Consider the following 18,829-nt stretch of genomic DNA (forward strand, 5'->3'; position numbering starts at 1 on the left):
ACCGCGCTCTTCCCGGGCTTTCTTTTTGCTCAAAATATCCTGGGGAGAGCGCGAGAGGGGCAAAGCCCCTCTCGCATTGGTCGGATTGCGCGCAAGCGCAATTCGATCCTCAAAAGTCCACACCGCTCTGGGTCTAAAGGCCACCTTATAAGAGCGCTCCACCTCGTGCGGCATTGTAAAAAGAGCAGCGTAGGCGGCAAAGGGCCTACCCCCACAAGCAGACCTCTCCCAAAATCACAGTCTCTTCATGTTTTGGTCAAAGTTATTTGCCAAGCTTTCTCCTGAAACAGTCCCGATTCAGGAGAGGTCATGTCCCAAGACGCCCGTATCTCACCGCCTCAGAGGCGCGGCAAACGGGCCGTGGTCGGGCTTGTTCTGTGCCTGTCATTGTCCGCCGTGGCGCTCGCGCTTGGCCTCGCACGCTTCGGGCCTGTCGATGCCGCAAGCGCCTTTGCCCCGCCACCGCCTGTGCTCAGCTCTCTTCTGGAGTAGCCGGCCGATAAGCGCGTTGCAGCTTGGCCATGCCACCAATCCAGCGGTCGTAGTCCGCGACCTTGGCGCGCAGATACTCCGCCACCTTAGGGTGCGGCAAGATCAGGAAGCGCTCGGCCTCGACGCCCGCAAGCGCCGCCTCGGCAACCTCTTGGGCAGACAACACACCGTCAAGAGCCGCAGGGTGCCCCTCCGCCCCGCGTATCATATCGGTGTCCACCCCTTGGGGGCACAACACCGACACGCGAATGCCCTCATCGCGATGGCTGATTGCAAGGTTTTCGGCAAAGCCGATGGCCGCGTGTTTCGTCGTGGAATATGCGGCGTTGCCAATCTGGCTCAAAAGCCCCGCGGCCGAGGCCGTCTGAAGGAAATGCCCACCGCCCCGCGCGCGCATCAGCGGCACGAGAACATTCGCCGCATGCACATGCGCCATCACGTTCACATCCCACGCGCGTTGCCACTCAAGGGCGGTCGCACCCGCAGCATTGTCAAATACCAGTGGCCCGAGGAGGCCTGCATTGGAGCAGAAAAGCCCGATCGGCCCCGCCTTGGCCTCAACCGCTTCGATAGCGGCGCAGAGGGCCGCCGCATCGGTCACGTCGCAGATATAACTGCTGTCGGCTCCCACGCTGTGCACAGCATCAGACAGGTCAAAGGCGGCCACATGGGCCGCCCCTTTTTCTTTCAGTGCGCTTACAAGAGCCGCGCCAATGCCTTTGGCCGCCCCCGTGACAACAGCAATGCTGCCGCTGATTTGCATCAGCCGGGTGACATACCGCGCAGGCGCTCGGAGCGGCGGCGCAAAAGCTCAAGCGTTGTCAGCAACGCAATCGAGATCACCACAAGGATCGTCGCAACCGCAAGGATCGTCGGGCTGATTTGCTCACGCAGGCCCGTAAACATCTGCCAAGGCAGCGTCTTCTGGCTCGCCGAGCCGACAAAGAGCACCACAACCACCTCATCAAACGAGGTGATAAAGGCAAACAGGCCACCCGAAATAACACCGGGAAGGATCAGCGGCATCTGCACGCGGAAGAAGGTGGTCACAGGGTCGGCCCCCATATTCGCCGCAGCGCGGGTCAGCGAGCGGTCAAAGCCCACAAGCGTGGCCGTCACCGTGATGATCACGAAGGGGATCCCCAGAACAGCATGCGCAAGGATCACCTTGATGTAGCCCACAAGGTTCTTGTCCATGCCCAGCGTGCCTTCCATCCAGTTGCCAATCTGGCTGTAGAAGAAGAACATACCCGTTGCCGAAATGATCAGGGGAACGATCATCGGAGAAATCATGACCGCCATAATCGCGCGGCGACCGGGCACATGGCTCTGGCTCAGGCCGATGGCCGCAAGCGTGCCAAGGCTCACCGAAATCAGCGTCGCAATCGGCGCGATGATCAGCGAGTTCTTAAAGCTGCGCTGCCATTCGTTGTCATTGAAGAAGTCGCGGTAGTGCTTGAGCGAATACCCCTCAGGGTCAAACCGCAGCATCTCGGGAGTGAAGGTAAAGAAGTTCTCGGCGTTAAAGCTGAGCGGCAGAACCACCAGAATAGGTGTGATCAGGAAGATAAAGATGATCCCGCAGATGGCACGGAACCCGAAGTGCCACAGCACCTGATACCACGTCAGATAAGGCGCGATATAGGAGCGGTAGCGCCCTTCATAAGCCCAATAGATCAGCCAGCCGCCCAAAGCGCCCAGAATAGCGCCAATCACAGCTGTCGGAATCCCTGCCGCAGCAAAGCCCGCGATCCCCCCCGCAGCAAAGGTGATGCCGCGGCCGATCTGCTCGTTTCTGAGCAGATAGATATAGGCCCAAGCCAGAGCAACCATCAGCGCCGCGCCGATCACGATGCCCATGGGCCCCGAACCGTTAGCCGTGCCGATGAAGAGCCCGAAGAAGGCGCCAAATCCGCCAGTGATAAGTGCAACAAGCCAGAAAGGTTTGCGCGAAATCGGAGTGAGTGCAGCCATTGTCTTTATCCCAACTTCACGTTGTCGATGCCAACGATCTTGTCGTAGGCCCAGTAGAGAATGAGAACCGCTCCCAGAAGGATCGAGCCAAGTGCAGCGGCAAGCCCCCAGTTAAGCGATGTCGAAATGTGATACGCGATGCGGTTGGAGATGAAGACACCTTTGTTACCACCCACGATCTCTGGCGTGATGTAGTACCCGATCGCCAGAATAAACACGAGGATCGAGCCCGCCCCGATGCCCGGAATAGACTGGGGGAAATAGACCCGCCAAAACGCCGTCCAGTTCGTCGCGCCAAGGCTCTTCGCCGCGCGCAGATAGGTCGGCTGGATTGTCTGCATCACCGAGTACATCGGCAAAATCATGAACGGCAGCAAGATATGCGTCATCGCAATAATCGTGCCGGTCGCGTTGTTGATAATGATGAGCCTGTCGTCATCAGCCAGAAAGCCGAGCCAGACCAAAACATCGTTGATGACACCCTGCTGTTGCAACATCACTTTCCAGGCCGATGTCCGCACCAGAAGCGAGGTCCAGAACGGCAGCAGCACCAGGATCATCAAAAGGTTGGCCGAGCGCGCTGGCAGGTTTGCCAAGATCCACGCCACAGGATAGCCGAGCAAGATACACATGGATGTAATCACAAGGCTCATCCACATGGTCCGCCCGAAGAGCTTGAGCAGCACGCGCTTGTCTTCGTCTTGCATCTGCGCGCCGTCAGGCGTGCGCTTCATGTCAACGGCATTGAGAAAATAGCCGTTGGTGTATGTCACCGAGTGGGCCTTCATAATCTGCCATGTCTCGGCATCAGCCCAGTCTTCGTCGATGTCGGCAAACACAGCACTAAAGGCAGGCGCCTCAAAGGTGCTCTTGTTGGCCGCCAGCGCCTGAAGCATGTCAGCGTGCGGGCCGGTGTAGGCCGCAAAATCAGCTGTCTGCAAATCCTGAATCAAAGCAGGGTAGACAGATTCCCAAGGTTTGTCTGTCGCCAGCTCTTCTGCCGAATACGGCTCTTCGCCGGGGCGGCGGCCTGCTTCGTCCACAAGCCATGTAAAGTTTGCAAAAGCCGTGTAAGCCTCGGCCGTCTTTGGCATCAGCGCCGCGATCTCGGCTGAAGGGGCAAACCCGTCCGAAGCCTCGAGCGAGAGAGATTCAAGCCGCTCGATACGGCCCACAACACCCTCGGCAAACGCCATATCGCGCGCCGCTGTGTCGCCACCTGACATAAGGTCATACCAGACATCCGCATCGCCCCAGCGCTTATCAAGCACTTTGAGCTCTTTCAGGTAGTCTTTGCCCAAGTCGTCGAGCGCACGGCCCGATTTGCGGAACAGCGAGGAGAAGCCGCTTTCTTCATAGTTAAAGCGCGAGCCAAGGCGCGTGTGCTGCTTGGCCTCTTGCGCAATAAACATATCATAATAGAGCGCCTCAAACGTTGTCTCAGGCGGCAGCGCGTCGCCCTCGGGCGTCCACTTGGCCAGCTCTGAAACCGTGTATGGGATCGTGTTATCAACGATGCGGTTGTCCACCGAGCGGAACAACATCGAAACAATCGGAATGATAAAGGAGATCAGAACAAAGATAAGCAGCGGCGCAATCAGCATGAGCGCCCGCGTTTTCTCGACCCTTAGGGCGCGCGCCAGGCTTTTCTTCAGCGGCGTTCCGTCCGCTGCCAAAACTGGCCCGTTTGATGTTGCTTGGCTCATGTTCGTCCCCGTTTTCTGTCGGTCGTTGGTGCGCGGTGAGGTCTTGTCGCCTCTGGCGTCATGAATGAAATCCGCTGTCGGATTTCATGCAAAACGCGAAGAATGGGGAGGCCCCGAAGGAGCCTCCCCAAAAGTCAGCGATTATTTCGCAAGCCAAGCTTGGAATTTCGCATCGAGATCGTCACGGTTGTCTGCCCACCAGCCATAGTCATAGAGGTGAACGTTTGACGCGTTGGCAGGGTCTGTTGGCATGTGTGGCGCCATGTCGATACCCAGAGACGCGTGCTGGCCTACGAGAGGTGCAGACGATTTGCGCGCAGGGCCGTACGAAATGTATTTCGCTTGGTCTGCAAGACGCTGTGTATCTGTCGCAAAGAAGACGTAGTCCAGAGCACGTGCCTGACGCTCGGGTGAAAGACCCGCAGGAATGATCCAACCGTCAAGGTCAAATGACTGCATGTCCCAGAGCATAGCGATAGGCTGGCCTTGCTCGGCAATCGCCGAGAAGAGACGGCCATTGAAGGTTGAGCCCATCACAACTTCGCCATCGGCGAGAAGCTGTGGTGTTTCGGCGCCGGCTGTCCACCAGACAACTTGGTCTTTGATGGTGTCGAGCTTCGCGAGCGCTTTTTCTACGCCTTCGTCTGTGCCGAGAACGTCATAGAGATCGTCCTTTGCAACGCCGTCGCAGTAGAGAGCCCATTCCATGTTATCAATCGGGCGCTTCTGAAGCGCGCGCTTGCCAGGGTATGTTGCAAGGTCAAAGACATCGCAAACACTTGAGGGAGGCGTGTCGCCAACCATGTCTGTGCGGTAGCCGAATGTTGTTGAATAAACGATCTGCGGGATAAAGCAGTCAGACACCAGCAGGTCGCCGAAGTCTTCTGTTGCAGATGTTCCATCAGGTGCTGGCGCGAGCATGTTGTCGAAATCGATTTCCATCGCGAGGCCTTCGTCGCACAGGCGCATGGCGTCTGATGCAACAACGTCAACCACATCCCATGTGATGTTGTTGGCTTCGTTCATGGCGCGCAGCTTGGCTACGGCTTCGGCTGAGCTGTCATCACTGATGATGTTGACGCCAGTCTTTTCCATGTAAGGCTTGTGGTAGGCGTTCATTTGCGAGTCGGTGTAAGCACCGCCCCATGAAACGATGGTCATTTCTTTCGCCATGTCTTCAGCGTTGGCAACGCCGGACACCATTGTAAGCGCCGTTGTTGCAAGAAGAGTTTTGGTGAATTTCATTGTATTCTCCCGTTGTTGCCCTTTTAGATTTTGTGAAGTGGCCTTCTGGGCATTGAGCCAAAACACATTCAATCAACGCGCCCCGCCTGAGCGGACCACGCGATATTCTCACACTGCCTTACGCGTCGAGCGCGCGGCAATCTTCCGGTAGCCAGCCAATCTCGATCTGCTGTCCCGGCTGCAAGCGTACCTGGTCAGGCGCGTTGCGTGACTTGATGATGAAATCGTCGTTGCCCGCAACCCGAAGGCGCGTGCGGAAGATGTCACCCATATAGATGAATTCCAGCACTTCGGCCTTGAGCGTGTGCGCATCGGCGTGCAGGCGCGTCTTGTCAAACTCAACACGCTCGGGGCGGATCGAAACAGTCGTGCGGTCGCCAACCTTGCTCACGTTGACAGGCATCGCATCAATCTCTTCGCCGTTGTCCAGCTGGACAACACAGGTCTTGCCACTGATCTTTTTGACAGTGCCTTCCAGCGTGTTGTTCTCGCCAATGAACTGCGCAACAAAGCTGTTTTGCGGGTGCTCGTAAAGCTCGTCTGGCGGCGCGATCTGCTGAATGCGGCCATCATCAAACACAGCCACGCGGTCTGACATCGTCAGCGCTTCTGTCTGGTCGTGGGTCACATAAACCGTGGTGATCCCCAGCTCATGCGCAAGGTGGGTGATCTCGAATTGCATTTTCTCCCGCAGCTGCTTGTCGAGCGCGCCGAGAGGTTCGTCCATAAGCACAAGCTCGGGCTCAAACACAAGCGCCCGCGCCAGAGCAACACGCTGCTGCTGACCGCCCGAAAGCTGCGCAGGACGACGGCCACCAAAGCTGCCCATCTCGACCATATCCAAAGCACGCTTCACCTTGGCTTCACGATCAGACTTGCCGATCTTGCGGACCTCAAGAGGAAACGCGAGGTTCTCGGCAATCGTCATATGCGGGAACAGAGCGTAATTCTGGAACACCATGCCAATACCGCGCTTGTGCGGCGGAATGTTGTTGATACTCACACCATCAATCTTGATCTCGCCGTGTGTGGCTGTCTCAAAACCTGCCAGCATCATGAGGCAAGTTGTCTTGCCCGACCCTGACGGCCCAAGCATTGTCAGAAACTCGCCCTTGGGCAATGTGAGGTTAAGGTCTTTTACGACAAGCGTCTCGCCATCGTAACTTTTCTGCACACGTTCGAACGCTACGAACGCATCTTCATTATGCGTGTTGGCCAAAATAGGCTCCCCGTCGTTTGCTTATGGCTTAAGCCACTTATTGCTGCACATCTAACCTCAGGTGGAAGGGGTCATGCAACAGTCTTCCCAACTATTTTTTTATGACCCAAGTAAAATCCAGATTTAGTCACAAAACGCACAAAATGACTATTTTTGCGTCAGTTTATTTTCTGCAATACAGCATTTGGCTAAGATTGTTTCGCCAGCGCAGCAAACTTCACGCGTGAACAGCTCAAGAATCGCACCGCCCCCAGACTATGAAATGTCGCAAACCGCCCAATCAAGGCGTTTTGGCCGCTAGACCAATTCGCCCGTTTTGCGGCTGATTGAGCTAAACCCCAAACAGACTGAGCCAGCCACATGCATTACGACAGAACCCCCTTTTCCGAGGCCGAGTACACCACCCGCCTCGCCAAAACCCGCGCCGCCATGGAAGTGGCAGGCATTGACCTGCTCTACGTGCAAGACCCCTCCAATATGGCGTGGCTCACAGGCTATGACGGCTGGTCTTTCTACGTCCACCAAGGCGTGATCATCACACATGATGACGCCCCGCACTGGTGGGGCCGCCGCCAGGATGCAAACGGCGCAGTCCGCACAGTTTATATGGAGGACAGCCACGTCCACGGCTATGCCGACAACTACGTCCAATCCACCGAGCGCCACCCCATGCAAGACCTCGCCGAGCGCATCAAAGCCATCGGCAAAAGCGATGTCCGCATCGGTGTCGAAATGGACAATTACTACTTCTCTGCCAAAGCCTTCCAAACCCTGCTCACAGAGCTGCCCAACGCACAGTTTCTTGACGCCACAGCGCTGGTCAACTGGCAGCGCACCGTGAAATCTTCCGAAGAGCTGGTCTTCATGCGCCGCGCCGCCAAGATCTCCGAAAAGATCGTTGATGGCCTCCTTGAGCGCGTCGAAGTCGGCGTCCCCAAAAACGAGATCGTCGCCGAAGTGCAGCGCGACGCGATCCGCGGCGCCGATGGCCACTGGGGCGACTATGCCGCCATCGTGCCGCTTTTGCCCTCAGGCTCCGATGCCGCCGCGCCCCACCTCACATGGGATGGGCGCCCCTTTGCCAAAGGCGAAGCAACTTTCTTTGAAATTTCAGGCTGCTACCGCCGCTACCACGCGCCTTTCTGCCGCACGATCTTCTTGGGCGAACCATCCGATTTCCTCAAGCGCGCCGAGGCCGCGCTTGTCGAAGGGCTTGAGGCCGGCTTGGAAAAAGCCCGCGCCGGCAACCGCGCCTGCGATATCGCCAATGCCCTCGCAGCACCCTTGGAAAAAGCAGGCATCGAACGGGGCGCGCGCTGCGGCTACCCCATCGGCCTGAGCTACCCGCCCGATTGGGGCGAGCGCACCATCTCCTTGCGCGCCGAAGATGAAACCTTGCTGGAGCCAGGGATGACATTCCACTTCATGCCAGGTCTCTGGATGGACACTTGGGGCATGGAAATCACCGAGACAATTCTCATCAAAGACGAAGGCCCGGCCGAAGCGCTGTGCGACCGTCCCCGCCAGATGTTTGTCAAACCATGAGCACCCTCGCCCGTACCGTCGAAATACTGGAAACGCTCATCGCGTTTCCAACCATCTCCACCGATGGCAACTTGGCCATGATCAGCTTTATGGCCGATCACTTGGGCCAGCTTGGCGCGCGGGTGAACACGTTTATCTCGCCCTGCGGGGCCAAGGCCAACCTCTTCGCAACCCTCGGCCCCGAGGGTGACGGCGGCATCGTGCTCTCGGGCCACTCCGATGTGGTCCCCGTGGCCGATCAGGACTGGACGTCAGACCCCTTCACACTCACAGACCGCGACGGGCTGCTGTTTGGCCGTGGCACCTGTGACATGAAGGGCTTTATCGCCGCAACTCTGGCCATGGCCGAAGACTACGCCAAGCTCGAGCTGACACGCCCCGTCCACTTCGCCTTCACCCATGATGAAGAGACAGGCTGCATCGGCGCGCAGGCGCTTGTGGCCGAGCTTCAGGCCCAAGGGCTGAAACCCGCGATTGCCATCATCGGTGAACCCACCGAAATGCGCATCATCGAGGGCCACAAGGGCTGCTGCGAATACACCACCCGCTTCACGGGCCTTGAGGGCCACGGCAGCGCCCCCGACCGTGGCGTAAACGCCGCCGAATATGCGGTGCGCTACGTCAGCAAGCTCATGGAGCTGCGCGGCGACCTGATGGCGCGCGCGCCCGCGGGCAGCCGCTTTGAGCCGCCCTATACAACCGTCAACATCGGCCGCATCGCGGGCGGCGTTGCGCATAATGTGATCGTTGGCAAAGCCGAAGTTGATTGGGAGTTTCGCCCCGTTCAGGACAGTGATTACAAATTCGTGCACACAGCGCTCAATGCCTACACAAATGACGTTTTGCTCCCCGCCATGCGCGCGGTTCACCCCGCCGCCGACATCGAGGTCGAGGTCATGGGCGAGGTCACAGGCCTCACCCCGATGGAAGACAACGAAGCGCGCGACCTCTGTTCGGCGCTCACGGGCGGCAACGGTGTCGATGTGGTGGCCTTCGGCACCGAGGCGGGGCTGTTCCAGCAGCTCGGGATGTCGGCTGTGGTCTGCGGGCCGGGCAGCATCGAACAGGCACATAAGCCAGACGAATTCATCGCCCCCGACCAGCTGCAAGCCTGCCTCAATATGCTCGCAGGCCTCAGCAAAAAACTCACAGCCTAACAGCACTCCAAAGCGGGGCGCTCCCGCCGAAGCTGGTTTGCATCAAAGATGCAAACGCGTCTGTTGGGCCGCGCGCGGCGGGCAGCCAGCTAAAGCTGCCACCCCACCGCGCGGTGCATTGACTAATTTTGGGTTAACAACACAGGGCATCAGGCGGTGCACGCATGGTGCACGGGGGGTGCACACATATCACCCCCCTGATTTTCACCCGCCCAAAACCGTTAACGCCCCGGAACGCAGCTCGCAAAAGCTCTTTCTTTTTGCTCCAAATATCCCGGGGGGTCTGGGGGGCTGGCCCCCCAGCTTATCCTGCGGTCTGGGGGGCCAGCCCCCAGGTTTCTCCAGCAGTCTGGGGTCGGCGCAGGCCGGAAAAGCCTCAGCTCTGGGCCTTGAACAAGCCCGCCGCTTTGACGTTTTCATAGCCCTCATCAAGCGCTTTTCTGGCGCGCGCGATGAGCGTGTCGATCTCGTCTTTGGTGATGATCAAGGGCGGCGAAATCACCATACGATCCCCTACATGGCGCATGATCAGATTGTTGGCAAAACAGCGCTCCCGCACCATAAAACCAACGGTCCCAACATCCGCTGCAAACTTCGCACGCGTGACTTTGTCAGGCGTCAAAGCAAGCGAGCCCATCATGCCGACAATCTTAACTTCGCCCACCATAGGATGGTCACCAAGGCTCTCGAACTTTTCTTTCAGATAAGGCGCAAGCTCGGTTGCGGCGTGGCTCACAATGCCCTCTTCTTCAAGAATACGCAGGTTCTCCAAAGCCACCGCAGCCGCCACAGGGTGGCCCGAATAGGTGTAGCCGTGGTTGAACTCACACTGCCCCAGAACAGCCGCGACATCATCGTTCACAATGCTCGCCGCAATCGGCGCATAGCCCGAGCTAAGCCCTTTTGCCACCGTGATAATATCAGGCTTGATGCCCATAGTCTGGCTGCCGAACCAATTGCCCGTACGGCCAAATCCACAGATCACCTCATCGGCAATCAGCAAGATTTCATACTTGTCACAGATCCGCTGGATCTCGGGCCAATAGGTGCTTGGCGGCACGATCACGCCCCCGGCCCCCTGGATCGGCTCAGCAATAAAGGCCGCGACCTTGTCTTCACCCAGCTCAAGGATCGCTTTTTCAAGCTGCTGAGCCCGCTCAACACCAAAGTCCTCGGGGCTCATATCGCCCCCCTCGGACCACCAGTTCGGCTGGTCGATATGGTGAATGTCAGGGATCATCCCGCTCTGCGCATGCATACCTGACATCCCCCCCAAAGCCGATGAGGCAACAGAGGATCCGTGGTAGGCATTGATGCGTGAAATAATCACTTTTTTCTCGGGCTGACCCTTCTCGTGCCAATAGGTCCGCACGATGCGAATATTGGTGTCATTCGCTTCCGAGCCGGAGCCCGCAAAGAAGACGTGATTGAGGTCATAAGGCGCAAGCTGCGCAAGCCGCTCTGCCAGCGCAATCGCCGGAACATGGGTCGTTTGAAAGAAGGTATTGTAATAGGGAAGTTCGCGCATCTGACGCGCCGCAACCTCAGCCAGCTCTTCACGCCCATAGCCAATGTTTACACACCACAAACCCGCCATAGCATCGAGGATCTCGTTGCCCTCGCTGTCCGTCAATGTCACGCCCTTAGCCCGTGTAATCACCCGGGCGCCCTTCTTGGCGAGGTCATCATTGGTGGTAAACGGGTGCATGTGATGCGCGGCATCAAGGCGCTGCAACTCTTCGGTCGGCATGTGGTTGGTAATCTGTGTCATGTGAAACTCTCCGCTGCGCAGATTAATCCACGCGGTCTAAATCATCTTTCCCAGAATATGATCAAATTATTTCCTGTCAATCTCTTGTGTCTTCCGTCAGGGCGCGGCGCACCTGCTCCATACCCTGAATCACATCTTCCCGCATAGCCTTTGCCGCGCGCTGCGCGTCTCCGGCACGCATTGCATCGAGCGCCTCGTGGTGTTGGTCGGGAAGGTTCTGTGTGCCGACACGCCCACAGACCACGCGCAAAGATGGCCCAAATCTTAGCCAAAGCCCATCTGCCAGTGCTGAAAGAATAGGCGCTTCGGCCATTGAGTAGAGGCGCGCATGAAAGCGATAGTTCTGTTCTAGATAGGTGCGCACATCACCTCGCTCAATGGCCACGTCCAACGCGCTATCAATGTTGGTGAGCTCCTCAATCGCACTGTCATTGGCACGCTCTGTTGCGCGCACAACAAGCTGTGGTTCAATCGCCTGGCGCGCGAAAATCAGCTCATTTACATGGCCCACTGTCAATGAGGGAACAGCAACACGACGATTACCCAGAAACTCTAAGGCCCCTTCTGCTGTGAGCCGGCGGATCGCTTCGCGCACGGGCGTCATCCCTGCGCCAAGCTCGTCACAAATCCCCTGAATGGTTACAGCCTGGCCAGGAGCAAGCTCGCCGAACAAAAGTAAATCGCGCATCTCACGATAGACCTTCTCATGTGCAGGAAGCACCGTTTCAGAAGCGTCAGGGTAGGCGGCAAAGCTCACCAATCTAGCCGATTTAGCGGTGTCTTGCGTCATGGGTCGTCCTTTCGAATCTCTTGCAATTTCTTCAGCTTCGTGCAGGCATCTTAATTGAAATGTTGCCAAGACACTCAAAACTTGATCAAATATTTCGTCAAGGGGAATGACCTCTTATTCAGGGAGTAACCAAAAATATGAAAACCTATCTATTGACCGCAACCGCATCACTCGCACTCGTCGCAGGCATGGCCTCAGCTGACGAAGTTCGGGTCTACAACTGGTCCGACTATATCGATGAAGCGCTGCTTGCAAAATTTGAAGAAGAAACCGGCATCAAGCTCATCTACGATGTGTTTGACTCAAACGAAGTGCTCGAAACAAAGATGCTTGCGGGCGGATCCGGCTATGACGTGGTTGTGCCAACAGGCACGTTCCTTCAACGCCAAATCACAGCTGGCGCCTTCCAGAAGCTCGACTTGTCCAAGCTGCCAAACCACGCCAACCTATGGGATGTGGTCAGCAAGCGTACAGAACAATACGACCCCGATAACGCCTACTCCATCAACTACATGTGGGGCACAACAGGCATCGGCGTAAACGTGGGTAAAGTTCAAGAAATCCTTGGCGCAGACGCCCCCATCGACAGCTGGTCGCTCGTATTTGACCCTGCAAATATGGAAAAGCTCGCCGAATGTGGCGTCCACTTCCTTGATGCACCTGCAGAGATGATCCCTGCGGCACTGAAGTTCCTTGGCGAAGACCCTAACAGCCAAGACCCCGATGTCATTGCAAAGGCTGAAGGCGTTTATATGCCTGTGCGCGACCACATTCAGAAGTTTCACAGCTCAGAGTACATCAATGCGCTCGCCAATGGCGACATCTGCGTTGCTGTCGGTTGGTCTGGTGACATTCTCCAAGCCCGCGACCGCGCGGCAGAAGCAGAGAATGGCGTAGAAATCGCATATCATGCTCCAAAAGAAGGTGCACAGATGTGGTTTGACCAAATGGCTATCCCTGTTGACGCGCCAAACCCAGAAGCTGCGCACACATTCCTGAACTTCATCATGGATGCGCAGAACATGGCAGACGCTTCAAACTATGTTTATTACGCCAACGGCAACAAAGCCTCGCAAGAGTTTCTTGTGGAAGATGTGATCGGCGACACAGCGATCTATCCAGATGCTGCGACCCTAGACAACCTCTTCACAACAAGCCCATATGAAGCAAAAGTTCAGCGTGTTGTGACGCGCCTCTGGACAAAAATCAAATCAGGCACCTAAGTCTGATCAACGGCCCGCAAACTCAAGTTTGCGGGCTTTTTACACCTCGGGGGGCTCAATGGCTCAAACAGTTTTTGCACCATGGCTTGACGCAGACGAAAAGCCACTCATCCAGTTTAAAAACGTCACGAAACGTTTTGGAGACTTCGTTGCAATCGATGATCTCACCCAAGACATCTATGCCAAAGAGTTCTTCGCGCTGCTTGGCCCATCAGGCTGCGGCAAAACCACAATGATGCGCATGCTGGGCGGCTTTGAAACGCCCACTGAAGGCCAGATCCTGATCGCTGGTCAAGACATGGCTGGCGTCCCGCCCAACAAGCGCGCTGTAAACATGATGTTCCAGTCCTATGCGCTCTTCCCTCACCTGTCTGTTGCCGAAAATATTGCCTTTGGCCTCAAGCGCGAAGGCAAGCCCAAGCCCGAGATCGACGCCCGCGTCGAAGAGATGCTGCGCCTCACGCGGCTCACCAAGTTTGCCAAGCGCAAACCCCACCAGATTTCAGGGGGTCAACGCCAGCGCGTAGCCCTTGCCCGCTCGCTCGCCAAAGCGCCCAAGCTCCTGCTGCTTGATGAGCCGCTCGGCGCACTCGACAAAAAGCTGCGCCAGGACACGCAGTTCGAACTCATGGATATTCAGGAAAAAACAGGCACAACTTTTGTCATCGTAACCCACGACCAAGAGGAAGCCATGACAGTTGCTTCTCGCGTTGCAGTTATGGACGAAGGCCAAATTATTCAGGTCGCGACGCCAGCCGATATCTACGAACGGCCGAACTCGGTCTATGTTGCCGACTTTATCGGCGATGTGAACATTCTTCATGGGCATGCCACGCGTACCGACGGCGGCTACAAGATTGTCTATGCAGAAGGCAAACCGCCGCTGCACGCCGAAACCACAAGTGACCTTGGCAACAGTGCCAAATGTGCTTTGGCAATCCGCCCCGAGAAGGTTGCCATCACGGCGCAAAAGCCCGCAAAGGTAACCAACGCGATCAAAGGCAAGATCATCGACATTGCATATTTAGGCAACCTGTCGACCTACCATGTCGAGATAGAAGGCGGCCACATGATCAAGGCCCAGACAGCCAACACAAGAAGGCTTGAGCGCCGTAGCTTCACATGGGAAGACACGGTCTGGCTGTCGTGGACAGACACAGCTGCTATCGTGCTGGAGGGCTGAGCTATGCGCCGCTTCACGCTCATCGCAGTGCCATATGTCTGGCTCTTGGTGCTATTTCTTGTGCCGTTTGTCATTGTCTTCAAGATCAGCCTGTCAGACACAGCACTGGCCATCCCGCCTTATACCCCAACGCTTGATATCACATCAGGCTGGCAAGGCTTGCGTAGCTTCTTCACTGAGCTTGATTTCGAAAACTTCGTCTTCCTCACGACAGATGATCTCTACTGGAAAGCCTACCTGAGCTCACTTCAGATCGCTGCGCTCTCAACCGTGTTCGCCCTGCTGGTCGGCTATCCTATCGCCTACGCAATGGCGCAAGCACCCGACGAGTGGCGCCCAACCCTGATGATGCTGGTGATCCTACCCTTCTGGACGTCCTTTCTCATTCGCGTTTATGCGTGGATGGGTATCCTCTCCAATGAAGGCTTCCTCAACCAATTCCTTCTCTGGACAGGCCTCATCTCGGAGCCTCTCATCATTCTGAACACAAACACAGCCGTTTATATCGGAATTGTATACACCTACCTGCCCTTCATGATCCTCCCCATTTATGCAGCTTTGGAAAAGCTCGACGCTTCTCTGCTTGAAGCTGCCGAAGACTTGGGGTGCTCGCGCCTCACCGCCTTCTGGCTCGTGACCATTCCGCTCAGCAAGCAAGGCATCATCGCTGGCTGCTTCCTTGTGTTCATTCCGGCACTGGGCGAATTTGTAATTCCCTCGCTGCTTGGCGGGTCTCAGACTCTGATGATCGGCAAGATCCTGTTTGAAGAGTTCTTCTCCAACCGCGACTGGCCCGTTGCCTCGGCCGTGGCCGTCATCCTTCTGATCATCCTGATCATCCCGATTGTGCTGTTCCAGCGCAACGAGCAAAAACAACGGGAGGCGGAAGGCCAATGAGACGTTTCACATGGTTCAACGCCACCTCACTCACCATCGGCTTTCTCTTCCTCTACCTGCCGATGCTTATTCTGGTGATATACAGCTTCAACGAGTCAAAGCTGGTAACCGTTTGGGCGGGGTTTTCAACCAAATGGTATGGTGAGCTCTTCCAAAACCAGGCCTTCCTTGATGCGGCTTGGGTCACGATTGAAGTCGCCGTCATCAGCTCCACAATCGCGTCCATTCTGGGCACAATGGCTGCCTATGTGCTCGTGCGTGGAGGGCGGTTCCGAGGGCGCACGCTCTTTTCGGGCATGATCTACGCGCCACTTGTTATGCCCGAAGTGATCACCGGACTGTCGCTGCTTTTGCTCTTCATCGGCATCGGCCTTGACCGTGGGGTGCTCACCATCGTTCTGGCACACACGACATTTTCAATGTGCTACGTGTCGGTCGTCGTCTCCTCCCGCTTGGTCAGCTTTGACCGATCGCTCGAAGAGGCCGCCCTTGACCTTGGCTGCTCCCCTTTTGAAGCCTTTCGCCTTGTCACACTGCCAATCATCGCGCCTGCGGTGATTTCGGGCTGGCTCCTTGCCTTCACCCTATCGCTTGATGATCTCGTCATTGCGTCCTTCACAGCTGGCCCCTCGGCCACGACCCTGCCGATCAAGATCTTCTCAGCCGTGCGCCTTGGCGTTTCCCCGGAAATTAACGCGCTCTCCACGATCATGATCAGCATTGTGACAGTCGGTGTGATCACAGCCTCACTCATGTCCAAACGCGCATCTGTGCGCCAGAAACGTGAAGAGAGGGCCGCCGAACGGGCTGCTGACTAGTGCGGCGTATCTTTCCAGATCACGCCTATTCAGACGCCCGCATTACGGGCTGCTACTGGAGCGAAACAGTGTCAGATGCAGCCTTGAGAAGGGCCCCTCTTGTGGGAGCCACTCAAGCTGATGTGGCCATCGTCGGAGCCGGGTTCACAGGGCTCTCCGCGGCCTTGGCCCTTGCACAAAAAGGCCTATCCGTTGTGGTGCTCGAAGCGGGCTTTCCCGGCTGGGGCGCATCGGGCCGCAATGGCGGCTTTTGCTGTCTTGGCGGATCAAAAGCCAGCGATAGCTGGATAGACCGGCAACACGGCAAACCAGCCCGCCTGACTTATCGCAATGCCGAAGCCGCCGCTGTCCACCATGTCGCACAGACGCTGTCCCGATACGAAATAGAAGCCGAGGTTCATAGCCAGGGCGAAACACAACTGGCTCACAAGGCAAGCATCACCTTTGAAGCAGACGCCCGCGCCATCGAAGAAAACTACGGCGTCACCCCAATAGTTCATAGCAAGGCAGAGCTGCCTGCACTCGGTATGGTGGGGCCTTTTCACAGCGCCCTCACCACGCCTATAGGTTTTGGCCTCAACCCGCGCAAATATCTGGCTGGCCTATTGCAGGCCGCCGAAGAGGCGGGCGTTCAAGTCTTCGGTCAAAGCCCCGTTTCAAAAACCTCGCGCACAGCAAGGTATACCCTCGCCACGCCTCACGGCACGCTCAAAGCGGAACAGCTCATCATTGCCACCAATGGCTACACTTCCGAAGATGTTCCTCCATGGATGGCCGCGCGCTATCTGCCCGCACAGTCCTCGGTCATCGTCACGCGCACGTTAACAGAAGCCGAAATCGCAACGGGCTGGAGCTCTGATCAAGCGGCATATGACAGCCGAACGCTCCTGCACTACTTCCGCCTTATGCCAAACCGCCGCTTCCTCTTCGGGATGCGCGGCGGTCTCATGTCGTCAAACACATCAGAGATGCGCAACCGCCGCCAGATCCGCGCCCATTTTGAGGCTATGTTCCCCGCTTGGGCCCAAGTTGAAACACCTCACTACTGGTCAGGCATGGTCTGCCTATCAGCCAGTCTCACACCTTTCGCAGGGCCAATCCCGAACATGCCAGGGGCCTATGCCGGCTTTGCCTATCACGGCAACGGCGTCGCCATGGGCAGCTATACAGGCGCGCTTCTGGCCGATCAGATCCTTGGCACCAACACCCTGGAAATACCCGAACTCATGCAAAAAGCACCCAAGCGCTTCCCGCTCGGCCGCGCCCGCCGCGCCCTGATGTTTGGCGCCTATGCGGGTGCAGCCCTCACAGATCTTTAGTCTTTCTTTTTGCCCCAAATATCCTAGGGGGTCTGGGGGACAAAGTCCCCCAGCTGAGCGTCGCGCCAAAGGCGCGGCGCCACACCTCAGACAGAGCCGAAGCCCACATCAAGCGCGCTTAGTACCCTGTCAATTTCGACCTCCGAAATCGTCAGGGGCGGCGACATAAGGATATTGTTTGCCCCCAAACGCACCATAGCACCCGCGTCATAAGCCGCCTTGTGAATACGCTTCATCGTTGGCATATCCATCGGTGTTTTTGCAGCTTTGTCCGAGACAATCTCGATACCCGTCATAAGGCCATGGCCCCCGCGCACATCGCCGATAATGTCGTATTTCTCGGCCAGCTTCAGCGCACCTTCGTAAAGCTGTGTTCCGCGAGCTGCGGCGTTGGTCTTTGTGTCCAGACGCAGTGTTTCGCTCAAAGTCGCCGTCACGGCTGCCGCGCCAACAGGATGCGCCGAATAGGTATAGCCGTGGAAAATGCCCGCCTCGCCTTTGGTGTCTTTTTCAAACACATCCGCAACCGCCTCGCTCATGAGGGCGGCCCCCACAGGAAAATACCCCGAGGTAATCCCTTTTGCGGTACACATCATATCAGGCTTCACGCCCCAGTGCCGCGCACCGCTCCAGTGTCCCGTGCGCCCGAAACCTGTGATCACCTCATCAGCAATCATCAGAATTCCGTGCCGCGTACAGATCTCGCGCAACAGCGGCATCAGAGTTTCATGCGGCACGATAACACCACCAGCGCCTTGGATGGGCTCCATGATAAAGGCTGCAATCGTATTTGCACCTTGGAAGTTGATCTCATCCTCCATCGCCTGTGCAATCAGCTGCGCAAGAACCGCAGGGTCGGTTTCGTTAAACGGATTGCGGTACGTATAGGGGCTCGGCAGGTGAAAACAGCCCGGCAATAGCGGCTCATAGGCAATGCGGAAGCGGTTGTTTCCATTCACACTGGCACCCCCAAAGTGCGTGCCGTGATAGCCCTTTTTGAGGCTGAGGAACTTGGTGCGCGTCGGCTCTCCCTTGATACGGTGATACTGCCGCGAAAGTCGCAAGCAGGTCTCGACCGAGTCAGACCCCCCCGAAGTAAAAAACACCCGGCCCATGCCGTCTTCCTTGAAGAACTCGCGCACAGCGTAAGACGCTTCAATCGCGGTCGGGTTGCTCGTGCCTGCAAAGGCCGAGTAATAGGGCAGCTCGTAGAGCTGCTTGGCAATCGCGTCTTTCACAACGTTGTTGGAATAGCCAAGGTTCACACACCACAGCCCGCCCACAGCATCGACAACTTGTGCTCCGTCCAGATCGGTTATTGTCACCCCGTTAGCCGATTTGATAATTGTCGGGGGGTGCTCAAGGCTATCGCCCGGCGCGCCCATCGGGTGCCACATATGGCGTGCGTTGTTCTCCTTGAGGAAGTTATCGTCTTTCATCGCGCTCTCCATCGGGCTGTGCAGGAATTTGATCAAATCTAGCACGCCGCC

General features: G+C 56.9%; 16 protein-coding genes. 8 read left to right on the forward strand and 8 right to left on the reverse strand.

Annotated features, from left to right (window positions below; all coding sequences use genetic code 11):
• Positions 1–309 precede the first annotated feature (309 nt).
• Positions 310–492, forward strand: coding sequence for a hypothetical protein (locus ACTG3X_RS09275; protein ID WP_439110977.1), 183 nt, complete (start codon positions 310–312; stop codon positions 490–492).
• On the opposite strand, the gene ACTG3X_RS09280 is transcribed toward ACTG3X_RS09275, so the two are convergent.
• From ACTG3X_RS09280 to ACTG3X_RS09300, 5 genes are all read right to left on the reverse strand, one after another.
• Entirely contained in the window at positions 473–1,255 is a 783-nt protein-coding gene (locus ACTG3X_RS09280; RefSeq protein ID WP_439110978.1) for an SDR family NAD(P)-dependent oxidoreductase, read from the reverse strand. The two genes, ACTG3X_RS09275 and ACTG3X_RS09280, sit on opposite strands and share 20 nt — an antisense overlap.
• Positions 1,255–2,466: an ABC transporter permease gene (locus ACTG3X_RS09285; protein ID WP_439110979.1), complete on the reverse strand. Its 1,212-nt coding sequence runs from the start codon at positions 2,464–2,466 to the stop codon at positions 1,255–1,257. Before ACTG3X_RS09285 ends, ACTG3X_RS09280 begins: the two co-directional genes overlap by 1 nt.
• A 5-nt stretch (positions 2,467–2,471) precedes the next feature.
• Positions 2,472–4,172, reverse strand: a complete 1,701-nt coding sequence (locus ACTG3X_RS09290; RefSeq protein WP_439110980.1) for an ABC transporter permease — start codon at positions 4,170–4,172, stop codon at positions 2,472–2,474.
• 141 nt (positions 4,173–4,313) lie between these two features.
• Positions 4,314–5,417: an extracellular solute-binding protein gene (locus tag ACTG3X_RS09295; RefSeq protein WP_439110981.1), complete on the reverse strand. Its 1,104-nt coding sequence runs from the start codon at positions 5,415–5,417 to the stop codon at positions 4,314–4,316.
• Positions 5,418–5,535: 118 nt separating this feature from the next.
• Entirely contained in the window at positions 5,536–6,636 is a 1,101-nt protein-coding gene (locus ACTG3X_RS09300) for an ABC transporter ATP-binding protein (protein ID WP_439110982.1), read from the reverse strand.
• Positions 6,637–6,996: 360 nt separating this feature from the next.
• Here ACTG3X_RS09300 and ACTG3X_RS09305 point away from each other — a divergent pair, with 360 nt between their 5' ends.
• Both ACTG3X_RS09305 and argE read left to right on the forward strand, forming a co-directional pair.
• On the forward strand, positions 6,997–8,181 hold the full coding sequence (locus ACTG3X_RS09305; RefSeq protein WP_439110983.1) for a M24 family metallopeptidase: 1,185 nt from the start codon (positions 6,997–6,999) through the stop codon (positions 8,179–8,181).
• Positions 8,178–9,338, forward strand: a complete 1,161-nt coding sequence (gene argE, locus ACTG3X_RS09310) for an acetylornithine deacetylase (RefSeq protein ID WP_439110984.1) — start codon at positions 8,178–8,180, stop codon at positions 9,336–9,338. Before ACTG3X_RS09305 ends, argE begins: the two co-directional genes overlap by 4 nt.
• A gap of 376 nt (positions 9,339–9,714) precedes the next feature.
• On the opposite strand, the gene ACTG3X_RS09315 is transcribed toward argE, so the two are convergent.
• Together ACTG3X_RS09315 and ACTG3X_RS09320 are read right to left on the reverse strand one after the other, a co-directional pair.
• The gene (locus tag ACTG3X_RS09315) at positions 9,715–11,109 is read right to left on the reverse strand and encodes an aspartate aminotransferase family protein (RefSeq protein WP_439110985.1); all 1,395 of its coding nucleotides are present in this window, start codon (positions 11,107–11,109) and stop codon (positions 9,715–9,717) included.
• 76 nt (positions 11,110–11,185) lie between these two features.
• Positions 11,186–11,899, reverse strand: a complete 714-nt coding sequence (locus tag ACTG3X_RS09320; RefSeq protein ID WP_439110986.1) for a GntR family transcriptional regulator — start codon at positions 11,897–11,899, stop codon at positions 11,186–11,188.
• 137 nt (positions 11,900–12,036) lie between these two features.
• On the opposite strand from ACTG3X_RS09320, the gene ACTG3X_RS09325 reads away from it, so the two are divergent.
• From ACTG3X_RS09325 to ACTG3X_RS09345, 5 genes are read left to right on the forward strand one after another with little or no spacing between them, the layout of a single operon-like run.
• Entirely contained in the window at positions 12,037–13,122 is a 1,086-nt protein-coding gene (locus ACTG3X_RS09325) for a polyamine ABC transporter substrate-binding protein (protein ID WP_439110987.1), read from the forward strand.
• Between the two features lie 58 nt (positions 13,123–13,180).
• Positions 13,181–14,305 (forward strand): ABC transporter ATP-binding protein, encoded by a 1,125-nt coding sequence (locus ACTG3X_RS09330; RefSeq protein ID WP_439110988.1) that lies wholly within the window; start codon positions 13,181–13,183, stop codon positions 14,303–14,305.
• A 3-nt stretch (positions 14,306–14,308) separates the two neighbouring features.
• Positions 14,309–15,202 (forward strand): ABC transporter permease subunit, encoded by an 894-nt coding sequence (locus tag ACTG3X_RS09335; RefSeq protein ID WP_439110989.1) that lies wholly within the window; start codon positions 14,309–14,311, stop codon positions 15,200–15,202.
• On the forward strand, positions 15,199–16,020 hold the full coding sequence (locus ACTG3X_RS09340; protein ID WP_439110990.1) for an ABC transporter permease: 822 nt from the start codon (positions 15,199–15,201) through the stop codon (positions 16,018–16,020). Before ACTG3X_RS09335 ends, ACTG3X_RS09340 begins: the two co-directional genes overlap by 4 nt.
• Positions 16,020–17,339, forward strand: coding sequence for an NAD(P)/FAD-dependent oxidoreductase (locus tag ACTG3X_RS09345; protein ID WP_439110991.1), 1,320 nt, complete (start codon positions 16,020–16,022; stop codon positions 17,337–17,339). Before ACTG3X_RS09340 ends, ACTG3X_RS09345 begins: the two co-directional genes overlap by 1 nt.
• 86 nt (positions 17,340–17,425) lie before the next feature.
• On the opposite strand, the gene ACTG3X_RS09350 is transcribed toward ACTG3X_RS09345, so the two are convergent.
• On the reverse strand, positions 17,426–18,778 hold the full coding sequence (locus ACTG3X_RS09350; protein WP_439110992.1) for an aminotransferase class III-fold pyridoxal phosphate-dependent enzyme: 1,353 nt from the start codon (positions 18,776–18,778) through the stop codon (positions 17,426–17,428).
• Positions 18,779–18,829 lie beyond the last annotated feature (51 nt).

The organism is Lentibacter sp., from assembly GCF_965658795.1.
GTDB lineage: Bacteria > Pseudomonadota > Alphaproteobacteria > Rhodobacterales > Rhodobacteraceae > Lentibacter.

Bases quoted from the DNA above. Each gene is read 5' to 3' on its own strand.
- ACTG3X_RS09275 (WP_439110977.1), top strand. From the start codon at position 310: ATGTCCCAAGACGCCCGTATCTCACCGCCTCAGAGGCGCGGCAAACGG.
- ACTG3X_RS09280 (WP_439110978.1), bottom strand. From the start codon at position 1,255: ATGCAAATCAGCGGCAGCATTGCTGTTGTCACGGGGGCGGCCAAAGGC.
- ACTG3X_RS09285 (WP_439110979.1), bottom strand. From the start codon at position 2,466: ATGGCTGCACTCACTCCGATTTCGCGCAAACCTTTCTGGCTTGTTGCA.
- ACTG3X_RS09290 (WP_439110980.1), bottom strand. From the start codon at position 4,172: ATGAGCCAAGCAACATCAAACGGGCCAGTTTTGGCAGCGGACGGAACG.
- ACTG3X_RS09295 (WP_439110981.1), bottom strand. From the start codon at position 5,417: ATGAAATTCACCAAAACTCTTCTTGCAACAACGGCGCTTACAATGGTG.
- ACTG3X_RS09305 (WP_439110983.1), top strand. From the start codon at position 6,997: ATGCATTACGACAGAACCCCCTTTTCCGAGGCCGAGTACACCACCCGC.
- argE (WP_439110984.1), top strand. From the start codon at position 8,178: ATGAGCACCCTCGCCCGTACCGTCGAAATACTGGAAACGCTCATCGCG.
- ACTG3X_RS09315 (WP_439110985.1), bottom strand. From the start codon at position 11,109: ATGACACAGATTACCAACCACATGCCGACCGAAGAGTTGCAGCGCCTT.
- ACTG3X_RS09320 (WP_439110986.1), bottom strand. From the start codon at position 11,899: ATGACGCAAGACACCGCTAAATCGGCTAGATTGGTGAGCTTTGCCGCC.
- ACTG3X_RS09325 (WP_439110987.1), top strand. From the start codon at position 12,037: ATGAAAACCTATCTATTGACCGCAACCGCATCACTCGCACTCGTCGCA.
- ACTG3X_RS09330 (WP_439110988.1), top strand. From the start codon at position 13,181: ATGGCTCAAACAGTTTTTGCACCATGGCTTGACGCAGACGAAAAGCCA.
- ACTG3X_RS09335 (WP_439110989.1), top strand. From the start codon at position 14,309: ATGCGCCGCTTCACGCTCATCGCAGTGCCATATGTCTGGCTCTTGGTG.
- ACTG3X_RS09340 (WP_439110990.1), top strand. From the start codon at position 15,199: ATGAGACGTTTCACATGGTTCAACGCCACCTCACTCACCATCGGCTTT.
- ACTG3X_RS09350 (WP_439110992.1), bottom strand. From the start codon at position 18,778: ATGAAAGACGATAACTTCCTCAAGGAGAACAACGCACGCCATATGTGG.